17 protein-coding genes and 1 pseudogene are annotated in these 18,375 nt (G+C 42.7%); 3 read left to right on the top strand and 15 right to left on the bottom strand.

Going from position 1 to position 18,375, the window contains the following annotated elements:
- Window positions 1-276: 276 nt before the first annotated feature.
- From ACFRAK_RS02780 to ACFRAK_RS02740, 9 genes and pseudogenes are all read right to left on the bottom strand, one after another.
- Window positions 277-1,419 (bottom strand): mannitol-1-phosphate 5-dehydrogenase, encoded by a 1,143-nt coding sequence (locus ACFRAK_RS02780; protein WP_394571264.1) that lies wholly within the window; start codon window positions 1,417-1,419, stop codon window positions 277-279.
- Between the two features lie 5 nt (window positions 1,420-1,424).
- On the bottom strand, window positions 1,425-3,515 hold the full coding sequence (locus ACFRAK_RS02775) for a BglG family transcription antiterminator (protein ID WP_387706238.1): 2,091 nt from the start codon (window positions 3,513-3,515) through the stop codon (window positions 1,425-1,427).
- Between the two features lie 86 nt (window positions 3,516-3,601).
- Window positions 3,602-5,545 (bottom strand): PTS mannitol transporter subunit IICBA, encoded by a 1,944-nt coding sequence (locus tag ACFRAK_RS02770; RefSeq protein WP_387600778.1) that lies wholly within the window; start codon window positions 5,543-5,545, stop codon window positions 3,602-3,604.
- Between the two features lie 203 nt (window positions 5,546-5,748).
- Entirely contained in the window at window positions 5,749-7,041 is a 1,293-nt protein-coding gene (locus ACFRAK_RS02765) for a CitMHS family transporter (protein WP_260285588.1), read from the bottom strand.
- Window positions 7,042-7,282: 241 nt separating this feature from the next.
- A pseudogene (locus ACFRAK_RS02760) lies at window positions 7,283-7,628 on the bottom strand (AraC family transcriptional regulator); the annotation flags it as partial.
- A gap of 122 nt (window positions 7,629-7,750) precedes the next feature.
- Window positions 7,751-8,437: a response regulator gene (locus ACFRAK_RS02755; protein ID WP_387600773.1), complete on the bottom strand. Its 687-nt coding sequence runs from the start codon at window positions 8,435-8,437 to the stop codon at window positions 7,751-7,753.
- Between the two features lie 11 nt (window positions 8,438-8,448).
- On the bottom strand, window positions 8,449-10,026 hold the full coding sequence (locus ACFRAK_RS02750) for an ATP-binding protein (protein WP_387600770.1): 1,578 nt from the start codon (window positions 10,024-10,026) through the stop codon (window positions 8,449-8,451).
- Window positions 10,027-10,390: 364 nt separating this feature from the next.
- Entirely contained in the window at window positions 10,391-10,819 is a 429-nt protein-coding gene (locus ACFRAK_RS02745) for a collagen-like protein (protein WP_394571263.1), read from the bottom strand.
- 229 nt (window positions 10,820-11,048) lie between these two features.
- Complete coding sequence (locus tag ACFRAK_RS02740; RefSeq protein WP_394571262.1) at window positions 11,049-11,957, bottom strand: DNA-3-methyladenine glycosylase family protein; 909 nt, start codon at window positions 11,955-11,957, stop codon at window positions 11,049-11,051.
- A gap of 168 nt (window positions 11,958-12,125) precedes the next feature.
- Here ACFRAK_RS02740 and ACFRAK_RS02735 point away from each other — a divergent pair, with 168 nt between their 5' ends.
- Window positions 12,126-12,725 (top strand): bifunctional transcriptional activator/DNA repair enzyme AdaA, encoded by a 600-nt coding sequence (locus tag ACFRAK_RS02735; protein WP_387600761.1) that lies wholly within the window; start codon window positions 12,126-12,128, stop codon window positions 12,723-12,725.
- The gene (locus tag ACFRAK_RS02730) at window positions 12,712-13,236 is read left to right on the top strand and encodes a methylated-DNA--[protein]-cysteine S-methyltransferase (RefSeq protein ID WP_387600758.1); all 525 of its coding nucleotides are present in this window, start codon (window positions 12,712-12,714) and stop codon (window positions 13,234-13,236) included. Before ACFRAK_RS02735 ends, ACFRAK_RS02730 begins: the two co-directional genes overlap by 14 nt.
- A 58-nt stretch (window positions 13,237-13,294) precedes the next feature.
- On the opposite strand, the gene ACFRAK_RS02725 is transcribed toward ACFRAK_RS02730, so the two are convergent.
- The 4 genes from ACFRAK_RS02725 to ACFRAK_RS02710 form a co-directional block, all read right to left on the bottom strand.
- On the bottom strand, window positions 13,295-13,732 hold the full coding sequence (locus ACFRAK_RS02725; protein ID WP_387601034.1) for a DUF2690 domain-containing protein: 438 nt from the start codon (window positions 13,730-13,732) through the stop codon (window positions 13,295-13,297).
- Window positions 13,733-13,822: 90 nt separating this feature from the next.
- A complete protein-coding gene (locus tag ACFRAK_RS02720; RefSeq protein WP_387600755.1) occupies window positions 13,823-14,284 on the bottom strand; it encodes a DUF2690 domain-containing protein in 462 nt (153 codons plus the stop codon).
- Between the two features lie 658 nt (window positions 14,285-14,942).
- A complete protein-coding gene (locus ACFRAK_RS02715) occupies window positions 14,943-15,110 on the bottom strand; it encodes a hypothetical protein (RefSeq protein ID WP_387600752.1) in 168 nt (55 codons plus the stop codon).
- Between the two features lie 20 nt (window positions 15,111-15,130).
- Window positions 15,131-15,346: a transporter suffix domain-containing protein gene (locus ACFRAK_RS02710; protein ID WP_387601032.1), complete on the bottom strand. Its 216-nt coding sequence runs from the start codon at window positions 15,344-15,346 to the stop codon at window positions 15,131-15,133.
- Window positions 15,347-15,668: 322 nt separating this feature from the next.
- Here ACFRAK_RS02710 and ACFRAK_RS02705 point away from each other — a divergent pair, with 322 nt between their 5' ends.
- Window positions 15,669-16,349 (top strand): copper homeostasis protein CutC, encoded by a 681-nt coding sequence (locus ACFRAK_RS02705; RefSeq protein ID WP_387600749.1) that lies wholly within the window; start codon window positions 15,669-15,671, stop codon window positions 16,347-16,349.
- Between the two features lie 196 nt (window positions 16,350-16,545).
- On the opposite strand, the gene ACFRAK_RS02700 is transcribed toward ACFRAK_RS02705, so the two are convergent.
- Window positions 16,546-17,340 carry a putative protein N(5)-glutamine methyltransferase gene (locus ACFRAK_RS02700; protein WP_394571365.1) on the bottom strand — a complete coding sequence of 265 codons (795 nt, stop codon included), beginning with the start codon at window positions 17,338-17,340 and terminating at the stop codon, window positions 16,546-16,548.
- Between the two features lie 196 nt (window positions 17,341-17,536).
- Window positions 17,537-18,274 (bottom strand): MerR family transcriptional regulator, encoded by a 738-nt coding sequence (locus tag ACFRAK_RS02695; protein ID WP_260286727.1) that lies wholly within the window; start codon window positions 18,272-18,274, stop codon window positions 17,537-17,539.
- Between the last annotated feature and the right edge of the window lie 101 nt (window positions 18,275-18,375).

Raw genomic sequence — 18,375 nt, 5'->3', positions numbered from 1 at the left:
GAGTAACATCTCTAAATTTCGTGTAATAGCACCCAAAATTGCCCCCAACTCTCGATTTACTGCACTAATCCACATTTTGTAAAACCTAATCTCATTAAAAAGCTCCTTTCAAACAAATCAAAATGATTACGATTTATACTTTAAACTGCCTTTCATTATAAAACGTAATGATTACTGTTTACAAGTTTTTTTTGAGTTTTAATGTTCAGCGGATATATAATCCGCTTTTTGATTAAGAAAAACTCCTGAAAAAATTTTTCAGGAGTTTTTCGGCTTTTATTTCAAGTTGTTGTAGTGGTTGATAACTTCTTTGGTTATTTCGCTTTTTTCGTCCAATCCGCTAACTTCTTTAAGTGCGGTAGCTATACCGTGTTCTTTGATCATCGCTTGCAGTTTAAGGGCTTCTTCATCTTCGTTAAAATCAAAGAGTAAAGCGGCGGCTATCGCTTTCGCCAGATTAGTATAGGAAAGTCCCGCTTTTTTAGCTTCTACGGCAGGACGGACGAGGCGGTCGTTTGGTCCGAGCTTGCGCAGCGGTGAACGGCCGACTCTATTCACCGAGTCATTCAGGTAGGAGTTTTTAAATCGATTAATGATTTTCTCGATATACTGCTGATGCTCATCTGCATCCAAACCGTATTGCTTTATTAAATAGGCGCCCGTTTCCCCTAGGGTATTCTTGACTTGCTCTACAATGCCTGCGTCCTCCAATGATTGGTCAATCGTCGATTTTTTATTTTTGAGATAACCGAGGTAAGCTATGACGGCATGTCCAGTATTAACGGTGAACAGTTTTCTCTCAATGAACGGGGCGAGTTCTTTTACAATGGTCATCCCTTCAACGGCAGGAATGCTTTCATTCGTTTCAACGACCCATTCATAATAAGGTTCCACCAAAACATCGAGTGATCCTTCGTTATTTTGGATAGGAACGATGCGATCGACTGCTGAGTTAAAGAAGTATACTTTTCCGGCTAGTTTTTCTTTTGTATCTTGATCCAAGTTTTCTAGAATGTAGCCTTCTAAAAGGTCTGTTGCCGATATTTGGTTTTCACAAGCGATCACATATAGTTTTTCATCGGTTTCCTTCACCCTTGAGGCTAATCCTTTTGCAATTAAAGGAGCGATATGAGGCAAAATATTAGGACCGATAGCAGTGGTGAGGTAGGTTGCTTCGGAAATTGCTTTAATGATTTCCTCTTCCTGCTTTAAGCTGTTTAAACCCGAAACATTTTCTACGGTTACGGATTCTTGTTGATCAGTAGCCAGTTTGACTTGATATTGCTTTTTATCATTTAATTGATCGATGATTTGATCGGCTATGTCCACAAAAGTCACATGATATCCAGACTGTGAAAAGAGTGCGCCGATAAATCCTCTTCCAATGTTTCCTGCACCGAAATGTACTGCTTGTTTCATTACAATCATCCCTTTATCAAGTTAGTATATAAATAGTCCAAAAATATGGCTTCCAGCCTTCTGTTAATCATTTTCTCGTCCGAAGATGAAAAAATCATGATGGATTCATTGTTTTCAATTAAGCTTGAGCTTATTAAGCTGACGATTTCCTGCTGCTTCACACTCAATTCCTCAGGTGCCAGCATCAGCAGTAAATTTTTCATATGGACGTCATTTCCATCCATACCTTTGACCAGATGATATTCCTCCAGGTGGGCCAATTGGAATATCAGTTTTTTCACATTCTTGTGTCTCGTATGGAAAAGGCCCATTCCAGTGCCAGGAATGCCTAAACCACCTTTTTTTTCCCGTTCGTTCAAGGATCCGACCACATCATCCGCACCGATTAGCAGTGATTCATTTTCAGCCATCCTGACCATTTCTTCGATGATTTCTGGATGTCCTTTCAGATGCGGCAGCCGATAAAACCGGAAATTATCCATGATCGACTCGATGCTCTGCTGGGCATCTTTCAATTCCTGCAGCACTTCTTTCAATTCGCCATCCTCTTTTTTGGCCAGGGTTTCCTTAGGGGCTGAATGACTGACATAACGCTTATTCTTCGTGAAGTTTTCAATATTCTTCCTTAAATAATTCCTGATGTTCAATATATTCTCTTCACTCAAAAGAGGGGATACAAGAATATAATCACTATCGATATACGGAAGCCGGACGGTAGAAATGATCACATCATAGTTTTTCAGGCTGCCCTGCTGCTGGATGTCTTTGATCGTCTTGATTTCTACAGTCTCGATTTCGATGATTTCTTTTTTGATCCGGCTTGCAAGCATTTTCGACGTGCCGATACCTGTCGGGCAAACGATGAGTGCCCTTATTGATATTTCTTCCTCCCGCAGCACTAATGCAGATCCGAAATGCAGGACGATGAAGGCTATTTCATCTTCAGGAAATTCTTTTATTTCTTTGAATCCCTTTTCCAGACTGGTCTTTACTGCCAAAAAGAGAACCGGATACTTTCTTTTAATATCTTCGGTTAAGGGGTTGTACAATCCCATTTCCTGTTTGATCCGGAAAAGCGATGGTTCCATATGGGCAAGGAGACCTTGATACAAGGGGAAATCCTTGGTCAAATCGATTTGCAATTGTGCCGAAACATCTTTTATCAGGCTTCTTATCAGTTGGCCAAGCAACACACTGTCATATGGAACGGCATCCGCTGCATGAAGCTTGGAACCTTTCAGGATGGCAGCCAGGTAGCTTATATCATCGATGGTAAAAGAGACTTCCAGCAGGGCGCTTAGTTCCTTGCCTATTTTATTCATGAGATTATTCTCATCGGAAAGTTCGCTTATTTTCTTGAAGTCCTTCTCCAAAAAAAATTGGCTTTCATTCCTTTGCAGGGTTACATAAATATGTACAATTAACCCTATATACCCGCTATCCGCCAAACGGGAATGGACACTGTTAAACGTGGAAAACAGCACCCCGTCGATAGCCAGAAGATATTCGGGATCGAAATAGTCGAGGATTTTCGCCTCTGGGAATTTCCCTTCTTGCAACAAAAATAAACTTTCAATCAGCTCTTCATTAAAAAAGTGCAGGAAATAGGCGGCCTGGGCTTTCCGTTTATTTTCTTCAGTACCGGCAAGCTCTATTCCGACTCCCCTTTTTCTCGTAATCACGATATTAAAATTCTTTAACCATTCAGTCAGTTCGTCCAAATAGGTTGTAAGAGTCGTTATGCTTATACCGAGATCCCCCGCAAGAACTTGAGTTTTATAAGATTCTTCTTGCAGTAAAGCTAAAAGGAGGTGCAACTTTCTTTCTTGAGGCGTTTGATCGATTGGATGATTGCCCATCAGGTGCTGTACAAGCCGAAAGACTTGTTCATTCTTCCCGTCGATGGTCAGTCCCTCATGTGTATTGCGTGTTAAATGCAACTCAAATGATTGCAGGATTTTTTCTATGGACTTCAGATCACGTTGAACAGTCCGGACACTAACATTCAATTGTGTCGCAATGGATAAGGCTGTATGTTTTCCAGAAGTTTTTATGATCAATTCTATGATTGATTTTTCCCTTGAAGTAATATACATGCTACCAACTCATTTCTGGTGGAGTAACACGAGAAAATACTGAATAGAAAAGCGTCAAACGCTTTTCTATTCTAGGTTAAGTGTATTTAATTATTTCCGACATTTATAATATCCATCAATTCCCTGGCTGATGTGGCTTTAACCATCTTTTCGATATTCTCCATTTCGGAGCAGGTAACTGCAATGCCGGATAGAATTTCAAGATGTGTCCCGTCCTTGCCGGCGATGCCGAATATCAATCGTGCCTTTTGGCCGTCAAAGTCGACACCATCAGGAATTTGCAGAACGGTAAATCCGGATTTAAGGACATCTTTCTTAGCTTCTTCGGTTCCGTGCGGAATGGCTACATCATTCCCCATATAGGTTGAAGTCAATTCATCACGGGCAATCATTGCTTCAATATAGTTTTCCTTAACGTAACCTGCATTGACTAAAGCTCTTCCTGCAAAGCGGATCGCTTCTTCCTTATTGGCGAATTGTTGATTAAGGAAGACGTTTTCTTCGCGAAGCAATTCATTATCATCCTGCTCATCATCGTTGATGCCAGGCTCAATTGAATGTTCACGAACACCGGGAACCTTCTCTTCAGCATCTTCGACGATTTCATGCAGCTCATCGGTGCCATCGTCCTGAAGCCGTGCAAGCAATGAATCGTATTCAGGGCTCGATAGGAAATTATCGACCGATACATGATAAGCATTCGGCACTTTATTCTGTGCCCTTGGAGTTAACTCTTCCTGTGTTATGACGATTTGTGCATCAGCAGGAATGTTCGAGATCGCCGTATTGGTCACGGTGATATTCAAACCGGCTTCCTTCACCTTCTTGCGAAGCAGCGAAGCTCCCATCGCACTTGACCCCATTCCAGCATCGCAGGCAAATATTATTTTGCTGACGCCTGATGGCATCGTTCCCGGATCTGAAGCGAATACATCGGCAACAGAGCTTTTCTTGCCTTTCATTTCTTGCATTTTTTTCGCGGCATCTTCAATATTCTCTTCAGATTGCTTTCCTGTTTTCAGGATGAATGCACCGATGATGAATGAAACAAGGGCCGCTACGATCACGCCAGCAAAGTTAGCAATATATGCGCCTGCATTATGCGGAGTTACTGCTGTAATGGCAAGTATGCTGCCTGGAGAAGCAGGAGCGAACAACCCTCCGCCCAGTAGGACCAATGTGAATACTCCACTCATGCCTCCAAGAATGACGGCTAAGAATAACATCGGCTTCATTAGGATATAAGGGAAATATATTTCATGAATCCCGCCGAAGAAATGAATGATGGCCGCTCCTGGAGCCGATTTCTTCGCCGTTCCCTTTCCAAAAAAGCAATAAGCAAGCAAAACGCCGATACCCGGTCCAGGATTGGATTCCAAAAGGAACAGGATGGAAGCCCCTGTTTGTTTAACTTGCTCTACACCGATTGGTGATAGTACACCATGATTGATGGCATTGTTCAAGAACAATACCTTGGCAGGCTCGATCAGGATACTTGTCAACGGCAGTAAACCTGTACCGACAAGCCAATCGACTCCGGCTACAAGCCAGCCTGTAAATACGTCTACAGCAGGCCCGATGGCCAAGAAGGATAGAATGGACAATAAGCCGCCAATTATCCCCGCTGAGAAATTATTAACAAGCATTTCAAAACCGGCTTTTATTTTCCCTTCAATCAATTGATCGAATTTCTTGATGACATAACCGCCGAACGGTCCCATTATCATGGCGCCAAGGAACATCGGGATATCAGATCCCACGATGACACCCATTGTCGCAATGGCACCGACTACGCCGCCACGGTGGTCATGGATTAACTTACCACCTGTATACCCAATTAAAAGCGGCAGCAAAAACGTAACCATCGGTGTAACCATTTTGGCAAGGCTTTCATTTGGCAGGAAACCAGATGGGATGAATAGGGCAGTGATTAGCCCCCATGCTATGAAAGCTGATATATTCGGCATGACCATTGAACTTAGAAAGTTACCGAACTTTTGAACTGCAACTTTTATATTAAAGTGAGCCATTTTACTCTCTCCCCTTCATAATTAATATAGTTTCCTTTAATCTTAAGGTACGTACCTTCCTCATTCAATAAAAGTAAAAGCTAACTTTGTCGCGAAAGAGAAGACAAACATAATGTATCTCACTTTTTCTAGATTTATTCAGCGCTTGATGCAGACAGAAAAGAGTCCCGTTCGCATCTTGACGAACGGGACTCTTTAAAGCTTTATAGTGGGATGATTCCCAATAGGACACATACCACTATCATGACAAGCGTCGATCCGCATGCCCATTTCAGGAAGGTACGCTGCAATGCACCGAAATCTTCGCCTACCATTCCAACCAATAGATAGGTAGATGGAACAAGCGGGCTTAATAGATGGACGGGCAACCCTAATAGTGAAGCTCTGCCGATCAGGGCAGGGTCAATTCCATAAGCAGCTCCCGCTTTAGCAAGCAATGGGAGCACACCATAATAAAATGCATCATTAGACATGAAGAACGTAAAAGGTGCTGAGATGACGGCTGTAATGACGGCAAAATGTGTGCCCATTTGATCTGGAATATGCTGAATCAAAGAGTTTGCCATGGCATCGACCATTTCCGTTCCGGCAAGGATTCCAGTGAAGACACCTGCTGCAAAAATCATCGAAATTACAGATAAAGCATTGTCTGCATAGTTTGCCACACGCTCTTTTTGATCACTGAGTTTCGGATAATTGACCGTAATGGCAATCGCGAAACCTATCATGAACAGAACCGCTGAAGGCATAAGTTCCATGATCAGCGCCACCAGCAATGTAAGAGTCAATGCGTAATTGAATATTATCAATTTAGGACGCTTAAGATAAGCATCTTCCGTTGCAGCCGCTTGCTGTGCCATAACATGATAATCTACTTCAATGATCCCGATTCTTTTTCTTTCTTTTTTACCCAGGCAATATGCCATGAAAAGGACGAACAGGACTCCGCCGATCATCGCTGGGATGACAGGAGTGAAAACATCGGACATTTCAAGTTTTAAAGCGGTCATCACCCGTGCTGTAGGGCCTCCCCAAGGAAGAAGGTTCATGACTCCGGATGACGAAACGGCAATACCGGCCAATACAAGCGGCCTCATGCCAATCCGTTTATATAGCGGAAGCATGGCTGAAATCGTTATCATATATGTGGTTGTACCATCTCCATCCAAGGAAATCAGCAAAGCCAGGACGGCCGTGCCGATGGCGATTTTCACTGGATCTCCTTTTACAACCTTAAGTATCGTATTGATGATCGGATCAAAAACGCCGGCATCGATCAAAATGCCAAAGAAAAGGATCGCAAATAAAATCATGATTCCCGTTGGCGCAACACTTTTGATCCCTTCCAGCGCCATCTCACCCATTTTACCGCCAAACCCGCCAATAAGTGCAAAGGCACTTGGCACTGCAATCAAAGCTATCATGGCTGAAAGTCGCCTTGTCATAATTAAAATCATAAACGCCGCTATCATCAAGTATCCTAATAAAGCGAGCATATCAATCACTCCTTATCTTCTAATAAGGTAAATTGTATATGAAACCGCTTCATTTGTAAGCGTTCTCAATTTATTGTGTTTTAAAACTATTTTGTTAATTATGTTCATTGTGTTCACGGAAGCGATTTTTCGAGGCTGAGCCGGCGCCACTCATGGGTTGAATGGCGGGTTCCTTAAGCGGATGATTGCAATTATTAAGAAAACTTTGACTATATTTTTGCAAAGGCATGCTGCTGCGCATTCATTCTTCAAAAGATAGATTTGCCGGTCCATCCAAAAGGTCACAGCCGTAATCTATATTGGTCGTAGGTGTATCTTTACTGACTTCCTCGAATTCCAGTTCATCGATCCATACCTTTCCACGCCCTGATAGAAGGACCCCGAATGAAATGATGGCACTGTTGTCGGGTACATCCAAGACAATATAATAATGGTTCCATTCCGTATCGTTAACGATGGGCCGGTACCCCCACATTGTCGAATTGCAAAACATCATGAAGGACATTATCCACCCTCATCCATAAACCACAAAATCCATCAACATCTTTTGATTTTATAAAACCCGACAGTTTCATTCTTTTACTGATGATGGGACTGTATCTCATTTCCGAACCTTCTTAAGAATAAGATAACAGATTAAAACATCGTTTTTTTTTTGAAATCGCATAAAAAAAACACCTCCAATCTTGAAGGTGTTTCACACTTCATTCTAAATTTTATAATATCTTCGCTCAGGTCTTCCCACTACCCCGTATACGACTTCCGCTTTACATTTCTTTACGGATATCAAATATTCCAGATAGCGTCTCGCGGTTGTCCTGGAAGCGCCGATCTGTCCGCTCACTTGCTCAGCCGACAAACCGATATCGCTTGCTTTGAGTACCTCGATGACTTTCGCCAAAGTGATTTCGTCGACCCCTTTCGGTAAGGCCGGCCCATCGTTCGTTTCCGAAACCGCAGATCCCTTATTCAAAATGAGATCAACAAAATCCTGATCTATCTCTTGTTTGGACTTCATCAGATGGACCTTCTTCAGATACTCTTCGATAACTTGGTTGAAACGCTTCATTTCCACTGGTTTAATTAAATAATTCTCAACACCATAGTGAAGCGCCTTTTCTAGTTGGTCTTTATCCGTTGCCGCGGTAATCATGATGATATCCACATTCGGAAACTTTTTCCTTACGTCCGGAAGAAGGTCTGTACCAAGTTGATCCGGCATATAAACATCAAGCAAAAGCAGATCCGGGCTTTTTTGCTCCAAGATCCGAAGCGTTTTTTTTGCGTTGACAGCTTTTCCGACCACTTCTATTTCATCAAAGTTTTTTAAGAATTTTTCATGGATATCCGCTATACGAAAATCATCTTCCGCGATGACTGCTCTTATCTTCAGCATTCTTTCCCTCCTCACTGTTCTTTAGGAAGATACACGGTGAATATGGTGTTTCCATCCTCGCTGTGAACTTCGATGATGCCGCCCAGCTCTTTGACGACATGATCAGCATTCGCAAGTCCATAACCACTCGGACTTCCGTTGTTTTTCGAAGTGAAACCCCGATCGAAAATATGGGCGACGGCATCCTCAGGTATTCCTTTTCCGTTATCACTTACTTCAAATACCATATCATTTCCGATATCTGTGGCGAAAAATTTCACGAGCGGCTCTTCCATGCTTGAAACCGCTTCAAGTGCATTATCGATAATGTTGCCCAGAATCAATGTTAGTTGTGACAATTTTATATGATCCGGCAGTTTCTCTAGGTAACTTTGGGCATCTATTTCAAAGATGATCTTCTTCTCCGATGCCTTCCCTATCTTTCCAAGTAAAAGGGCTTGTACCTTTGTATCCTTGATCTGTTCGAACACGACACGGTTCAGGGAATGCAATTCGGATGTTTCGCTTTGAATCATATCTATCGCTTCATCATATTCGCCTAATTGTATCAAACCTGAAAGGACGTATAGTTTATTGGTGAACTCATGGGTTTGTGCCCTCAAATCCTCTGAATGCATCTTCACTTCCGATAATGTGTTGACCATTTCCTCAATTTCCGTTCGATCACGGAACGAAGCGACAACACCGCTTACCCCTTCACTATCGAAGATTGGTGTACAATTGACGATAACGGATTTGTCTTTCCATGAAATCTCCTTATCCACCTGCGGTTCACCGGACTTCAGCACTTCGAATAAATATTTCGAAGGGAATAGGCCATCCACATTCAAATGGCGAACGGACTCTTGAATATCGAGCAATTTTTTTGCCGGCTGATTCATCGAAGTAATCAACCCATTTTGGTCAATGGCCAGAATCCCTTCTTTCACCGATTGAAGCACTGCATTTTTTTCTTTATATAAATTGGCGATTTCAAATGGTTCCAGCCCCAATGTATCTTTACGTATGCTCCTTGCCAGCATATAACTGCCAATGATCGATATCATGATGGCCACTAAAGATACAATCATCTCTTTGGACAAATCCTTGAATATTTGGGCGCGGACATCGTCCACTAAAAAACCGACGGAGACGATTCCAATTATTTTTCCATTCGCATCGAATACCGGTGACTTCCCCCGAATGGAAAGACCGAGCGACCCTGCCGCTTCGGAGACATAATATTCGCCTTCCTGAATGGCCCTGGCATTATCCCCGCCTTCCATCCGCTTCCCAATTTCGGAAGCCAGCGGATGGGAATAGCGAATGCCCTCTTTATTCCCGACAACGATGAACTCAGCTCCCGTTTCCCTGCGGATCTTTTCGACAATCGGCTGGATTGTGCCTGCGGGATCATCCGTTTCAAAGGCCTCTGTAACCGTAGGCATGAAACTAATCGTCTTTGAAAGTTCCAAAGCCAATTGACTTTTATCCTTCGCTATTTGCCTTCCTTCCATATAGGAAAAAGAAGTCGTCAATAAGAGGATCAAAAACAGGCTCAACGATAAGACTAACCCAAGAATCTTTGTTTCTAGCGATACTTTCCTCATTTTCAGCAGCATCCTCTATTTTCATTTTCATTCACTAATTTTATAGAAGCATAATGATTTTACCATTTCTATTAAATATTGAACATTGTTGGCCGTTTATTTCACCACATTCAAAAATGTTTCAAATGACTTAATGCTCATCATCACCCTTTTGCTTATTAATGATTTTTTTCCAGTCCGTTTACTATCTCATATCGTTTCATCCGAGGTGCTTCTTGGGGTTATGATCGGTTTATTTCTCAGTGTCCTATCCTTTCTTTGGATAGTGCTGCTTCTTTCTTGCTACCATATCGTTTCTTACTGGAAGAAAGCAAAACAGACTGAAACCTAAAATGCTCAAAGGAAACATCTCCTTTGAGCATTTTCAAAAACAGGTAAAAGAATTGATTTGTCTTGTATCAATGCCAAAAATCGTCCAGAACCTTCCATTCCACCTGAAGCCTGCAACAGATCGCGGACCGACAAAAACGGGATAATACCAGAAACTCGCACCATTATTTAGCCATATAAAAGTATTCCTAAACAGACAAAACGAAATGGCACCTGGATCTACGGCAAATGTTGAAGCCGATTGCTGTTGGGGGATGAACGCTGGCGGGGGAGCTGTTGGTGCTTGCGATCCCGACGGTGGCCCTGGAAATTGAGGCGCACCGGGAAAACCGGGTTGGCCTGGAAAGCCTGGCTGCCCTGGAAAGCCTGGCTGCCCTGGAAAGCCTGGAAAGCTGGATAGACCGGGAAACTGCCGTTCAAGAAAAACTTGATCTTCATAATGATACGTCGGGTACATATACATGGTCATTCACCTCTATATGATGGAATGGAATAATGTATGTTATATGGACTAAAGATGTTTGGGCTGGATATGCAGTTTGTCTCCGGATTTAGAGATATATCGACGCAATCTATAGTTTTATCTCCGAATTTAGAGATATATCGACGAATTCTACTGTTTTATCTCCGATTTTAGAGATATATCGACGCAATCTACTGTTTTATCTCCGATTTTAGAGATATACACGAGGTCAATATAGCAATCTCCATAAATAGAAGGTCGCATAGGATTCCCAATCGGCCCACGCTTCCGATAGTTTCAGGATTTCTGCTTTCGTTGGTTTTGCTTCCGTTTCCATGACCAGTTTCATGGAATTATGCAGCCCGACGTCATCGATGGGAAAGGCTGCTGGAAAACGCAAACAGCGCATCAAGACATAGTTCGCTGTCCACGGACCGATTCCCCGTATTTTGGTCAGCATTTTTTCGGCCTCTTTTACATCCTTTGCATTCAACAGCTTTTCTTTAGTAAGTTCCCCTCCTGCAATCAGTTGAGCAACGCCTATTAAATATTCACACTTCTTCACCGTCATCCTCAAATCGGCAAAATCTTCGACCGTCAATTTTGCGATCACATCAGGCTTTGGAAACAGCCAATATTGCTTTCCTTCGAATTCAACAAAATCACCAAATCCCTCCACAAGCCTCCGTTTCAAGGTATAGGCATAGGTCAAGTTAATCTGCTGCCCCAGTATTCCCCAGGCAATCGCTTCGAATAAATCCGGGATGCCCATATTTCTCAAACCGAAGAATTGGCTTACCGGCTTGTGCAATAAAGGGTCGTTTTGGGCCATCTCATAAAAAGGAAGCAGGTTTGTCTCAAGATCGAACCAATGACGTACGTATTGGGAAACAGCATCCTTTACCTGATTATCCATCGGTGCAGTTCGTCCTGGAAACCGAACGGTCAGCTCCGTTTCATCCACCGCACTGATTTCCACTAAGAGTGTCTCGTTCTCGATAACAAGTGCTTGATAAATTTTTTGATCAACAATGTCGAACAGACATTCATTGGCCGATCTTGATAAGTATGTAAGATTTTCCGAAAAGCTAAACTCCTTTGGTGCATGAATCCTCAATTCAGACATGCCTTCATCCATTGATATGTCCTCCTTTGTCCCATTCTCTTTATACTAATGAAAAATGGATTCGTTATCTTGCGCTTTCATTTAACCCCCTTATTTTAACATTACGTTATCTTGCTTTTATATTATCAATATGTTTGTATATCAACCCTTTCTTGTATACTAAAAGCAGAGGTGAATGTGTTGAATCCAAAAAAGGCTGATTTCCCGAATGAATATTGGAAAGCTATTATAGATTGTGATGCAGCATATGATGATCATTTTTTATACGGTGTAATTACGACGGGCATCTTTTGCAGGCCCTCCTGTAAATCCAGGGTGCCGAATAGGGAAAACGTGAAGATTTTCAAAAATGCCATGATGGCTTTGGAAGAAGATTTCCGGCCCTGTAAACGATGTAAGCCGGAAGGAATGAATTTGCCGATAGAAGAATGGGTTGAACAAATAGCCGAATGGATCGACACCCATTACAGCGAACCCCTCACATTGAACAAATTGGCGGATATTTCCCACGGGAGCCCCTATCATTTACAACGATCATTCAAGCGGGTGAAGGGAATCTCGCCCACTGAATACATTCAACGGCTACGCCTTGAAAAAGCAACGTGGCTGCTGGAAAAGTCCGAACGGCCAATAACTGAAATAGGCCTGGCTGTCGGGTTCTCTAGTACACCCTATTTCATGACGCTATTCAAAAGGAAAATGGGGATTACCCCTTCAGGATATCGGAAAGCTTATCTCAAAACTCAAGTTTTGGAGCGTGAAGAAAATGAAGAATGGTAAAGAACAAACCATCGATTGGGCCATATTGCATTATGATAGATGGCAGTTATATGTGGCCAAAACGGAAAAAGGGCTTTGCTATGTAGGCTCTCCTGGTCAAACATATGAAGAACTGAAGTCTTGGCTACAAAAACGCTTTCCAAATGCGAGACTTATTGAAAATGAAAAAGCATTAACACCCTATCTAAAAGAACTCCAAGAATATTTCGGAGGGACCAGGCAGACCTTCTCACTTCCGACAGATGTAAAAGGCACGCCCTTTCAACAAGAAATTTGGGCAGCGCTGAATCAAATACCTTACGGAAAAACCTGTTCCTATTCCGATATTGCCCAAATCATCCAAAGACCTGCAGCTGTTCGGGCGGTCGGTACGGCCATTGGTGCCAATCCTGTTCTGATCACAGTGCCATGTCATCGGGTTATCGGAAAAAACGGGAACATTACCGGTTACCGTGGAGGTACGGATATGAAACAATATCTACTTCATTTGGAAGCGGAAATGAAGGTATGAGCACAATCTGACCAAAAAAAAGCATCCGACCATCCGGATGCTTTTTTTCCTTAGTTTTTTAGTACCAAATGGTCACCGCTTTATTATATGCATCACTATTAGGTATTGCATGTATCCCTTGAGCCTGTGCTTTGCGCGGGTCCAAACCATATACCATTGGTGTATAGCACGAGGTCTGCCCTTTGTTCACGACACCATTGCCCCCGGAACTGGCGCATGTATAGGCTTTACCATCAGTGCTTCGGACGATCCTGGCATCCGCTTCATGATTGTATACGGCGGGACGTGTCACGGTCACTTTTGCCCAGGCGGTTTTACAGACAGTGCTGAATTTCAATTCTACGTACGAATTGGAATCGATCCATTTTTTATCCTTCGTTACCGCCGAACTTGCACAACTATTATAGAATGGACTTTTCCCATCATAAGAATGCGTTTCGGCCAGAGCCTGATTTTTTCCAAATCCAAAATCGACAAGAAACATCGACAAGGTCATCACCACGGATAAACCTATCATTTTCAGCTTATTATTCACGTCATTCATCCTTTCTTTGCATAAAAGTAGATGAAGGATTTTGCTTTATGATTAATACCAGCCAGTTTCGCCTGCCGTATATGGCCAGTATGCAACCGCTTGGGCTTTTCGCGGATCTAGATCATATACCATTGGTGTATAGCACGACTTTTGACCTTTATTTATTTCACCATTTCCTCCAGGAGATGCACAGCTAAATTGTTTATTATCAGTATTTCGGACAACCAATGCCGTCGCTTCCCCGTCTGCTTTAGCCGGTCTGCTTAGAGTGAGCTTTGCCCAAGCTGTTTTGCAAGTTGTACTGAATTTCAACTCTAAATTTGCAGAAGCACCGTTTAAATTAATTTTCACATTCTTCTTCGTTACTGCACTGTCCGCACAATTGTTATAGTAAGGACTTTTTCCATCGTAGGTGTGTGTTTCTGCTGATGCTTTGCTTGCAAAAAGATCAAGGGAGCCAAAAAGGACTAAAGAAGCTACAAAAAATGAAATACATAAAACCATTTTCTTCATTATTTCACTCATCCCCTTAACAAAATTTGTACACTGTTCATCTTACGATTTTGTCATATTCTTACAAGTGATAAATTCCCTAGTTCATGAAAAACTGCATCCCCGCCTTTAAAAGGCAGCCTGCCATCACTATTACAGTCTGGTATGCCTCGCTTCATCAACCCAATCACCACAGGACAAAGTCATTATGCCTATGAGCAATTCAGGACAAATACGGGAACATCTAAGGACATATGAATGTCGCGTTGAGACAAAACGAGCCAATAGGCTGCCGTTGACCGGGAAAGACACAGGTCGATGTACTTAATGTTTTTCAGAAAAAAGAAAAGCCCCGACAAAACTCGAATCGTTTTGTCGGGGCTTCATTTTCATTTAGTGGGGTTTTCCCTGATCAATCTAATGATGCCTGCATAATAGGAAAGTTCATGCGGAACGACTCATCCCTTCCGACAAAGCGATCGATCATCATCCTACGGCCTTCGTGATTCATTTCAACTCCCTTAATATCCACTTGGCCCTCCGCTCCGGTCCAAAGCTTTTCGAAGTCATTCAGCACTCTTCTGGGCAGGGTGAAATCGATGTGCACTTTCATATAGAAGGACGTTTGTCAGTACTTTGTCGATGAAATTTTCTTTCGTTTGATGGTATTCAATGATCCCTAATCGGATAATCTTTTTTCATCGCACAACGATGCTGAAGATATAGGTAATCCACGCCCGCTTCCGAACCAGCAGGCCAATGCCCCAAATCTATGTACTTCCACACGTGAAGCTACGCCTGTTTGAATGCGATTTGAATCGAAAGCTTTCAGCAACTCAGTTTCCATGGAGCTCCACTCCCATTGCTTCACCCTTTTTCTTTTCTCCAATTTTTCGGGTTTAAATAACCTTTATATTTAGCAGCTACTTCTTTCCCGACCAATAGCGCGCCTGCCCAAAACATGACTTCCGCAAAGACGATCGCACCTGTTATGACCCCTGCTTTAGCCGCAGTCGAAAATGGCGTAAAAGGAGCTATGACAGGAATGATCCAAGTGAGAAGGGAAATGATCAGAAATCCCATCCCTACTTTGTAAAACCTCGATTTCTTTACTTCCTTACCTTCTTTATCCAATTAAAAAACCTCCGTCATGATGATTTTCATTTAATTATCCCGCCAGACATTCCACTTTCAAATAGTAATAGATTCTTTTTTTATACGTTCGAATGTTCATTTCGTTTCATAAATATGAGAAATAAATAAAATCCATTTGAGGAAAACTAATGAAGGTATTTGATGAGAGGTCATGGGATCTATTAATGAATTGACTTTACTATTCTTAATGGATTTAATAATCTTATACAAGCTATTCTTATAACTCTTGCATGCAGGAAAGGAAAATCCAATGTACATTGAATTCATTGCCACAACGATAGAAGATGCCATTACAATCGAAGAATCGGGCGCAGACCGAATCGAGCTTGTCAGTTCTTTGGCCGAAGGGGGATTAACTCCAAGCCACGCCCTGATAGAAGCTGTCGTCCATTCAGTAAAGATACCAGTCAACGTGATGGTGAGGCCCCATAGCCAGTCGTTTTGTTATACGCAAAAAGATTTGGAAATCATGAAAAAAGATATCCAAATCATTCGTTCACTTGGAGCGAACGGGGTCGTTTTGGGTGTATTAAATGAAAAAAATGAAATCAATCGACCTTACCTCGAAGAATTATTGACGTTATGTGAAGGTTTGGAGATTACATTCCACCGAGCCATAGATGAAACAAACGACCCGGTCATTTCAGCTGAAACACTGGCACAATATCGAGAAATCACAACGATATTGACGTCAGGCGGGCATGGGGATTTCCCCAGCCGCATGAAAACGATTCAACAAATGAAAAGAGTCTGCGGCGACATAGCGATACTGGTTGGAAGCGGCTTAAATAAGGATAATATCCTTGCTATCCATTCCGAACTGCATACCGGTCACTATCATTTCGGTACGGCTGTTCGAAAAAACAACAGTATCATTGAAGGAGTTACATTAGAAAAAGCTAAGGAAATCGTAAACATGCTAAAGAAATAATGTCGGAAAGGGACCGCTTCTTTGGTCCCTTTTATGATGCAGATCTCTTTTTTTATAATAAGACCGAGTCCCAAAACCAAATAAATAGTGCCGTCAAAAGTAAGCACCGAATTATAAATGAATACAGCCAGCAAAGAGAAAAACATAACTTCTTTGTTCCAATCTTAAAAGAAAAAGCGCCATTAAAAACATTTCTTTACAGTGCGGGCCTGGTTCCAATTACGACAGTGGCGTCCCGTTCAACACACTTTACCACCCGTGGCATCACCCCGTATCCAGCAAAGATTTCCACGGTCTGCATCGCTTGCCGCTCACTGGTCTCGACTAACAAATGGGAGCCCGGTGCCAGCCAAAGTGTTGCCGAAGCTGCCACCCTTCGCTGGACATCAAGCCCGTCCGCCCCGCCGTCTAATGCCACCCTCGCCTCATGCATGCGCGCTTCATGGGGTAGTAGACCGATTCCCCCTGTAGGGACGTATGGTGCGTTTGCGACCAGTACGTCAACACGTCCCCGTAAATTGGATGGAAGTGGTTCATAGAGGTCCCCTTCGTATACCTGACCATTGACTGAAGTGACGTTACGACGCGCGCACCGCACCGCGGCCGGGTCAATGTCGACGGCGTACAATTCGATATCTTCGAGAACATCGCCCACAGCGGAGCCAACCGCGCCCGTACCACAGCACAAGTCCACCACTACTGCTCCTGGCATAGCAAGTGCTGCCGCTTGGCGGACTAAAAACTCGGTCCGTCTGCGGGGTACGAAGACTCCGGGGTCAACTTCTATCCGGATACCGCAGAATTCCGCCCAGCCGATGACGTGTTCAAGGGGCAAACCCGCTATCCGTCTATCCACCATCCCGGCCAATTCGGCCGTTGTCCCTGCCGCGCTGATGAGCAATCGGGCCTCTTCCTCGGCGTAAACACAGCCTGCGGCCCGAAGTTTAGTGACAATGCTTATATAAATGGCCTTTCCATTAAAAACTGCCACTTTACTTCCATCGACATCATTGATTTCCCCGAGGTTAAAGGCGGCATTCCTAAATTCCATAAGTTTCCCCCTATTCTCCATAAATCTGAATATTAAAAACATTACCATAACTACAGTATACAGCTTCTTAAACTGACCGTCCCTTTAGCTATAAAATAAAAAGGTTGCCGGAGCAACCTTCCATCTAATCTGGGATTCAATTTTTGTTAGCGTCAGCAAAATGACCCATCGCATCACACATGAATTTTGCTAAACCATCACCGTATTTGTCGATATTTTTAGTGAAGCGTTGATCATTCACGTACATTTGACCTAATCCCTTGAAAGCATCCAGTGAGTATGTGCCGAAGTTATTGTTCAAACAATCATACCATTCTTTAATTGCCTCTTGTACCTCCTCCGACTTGGGCGAGTCATTTCGGAATGACGCAAGTTTTATATAGATATCCGATACAATTTTCTGTGCATCTTTCGACATGCCCGCCACTTTAGCCTTCGACTCATCGACAGCTTTATCCCCCCAAAGCTTGCGGGCTTCTTCTTCATATGGATTCTGACTGAAATCAAAACCTTCAAATTTTTCTTTATTCGTCATTTGAATTTCCCCTTTCATATGCTTAATCGATTTTTCAACCGTCTTAATTAATTTATCGAGCTGACTGCGTTTCTCCAGTAACATTTTTTGATGTTGCATTAACGCATCTTGTTTATCAAACGAAGAGCTGCTTATCATTTGTTTTATTTCCTTTAACGGCATGCCAAGTTCCCTGAAGAACAGGATTTGCTGCAACATCTCAAGATTATCGTTCGAATATAGGCGATAACCTGATTCGGTTATTTCCTCCGGCGATAATAACCCGATTTCATCATAATAATGCAGTGTCCGCACACTAATGCCAACTAAATCGGCCAGCTTTTTCACTTTCATTGCCACTGCTTCTTACCTCCCTTCGATATCATTTACTTTAAGGTATTACGCAACGTCAGAGTCAAATGGAAAAATGAAAATTTTCCGCCCAATTACAAAAGACGATC

It is taken from the genome of Peribacillus sp. NPDC056705 (assembly GCF_043656335.1).
The sequence above is the reverse complement of the archived record's forward strand: the minus strand, read 5'-3'. Positions and strand labels throughout refer to the sequence as shown.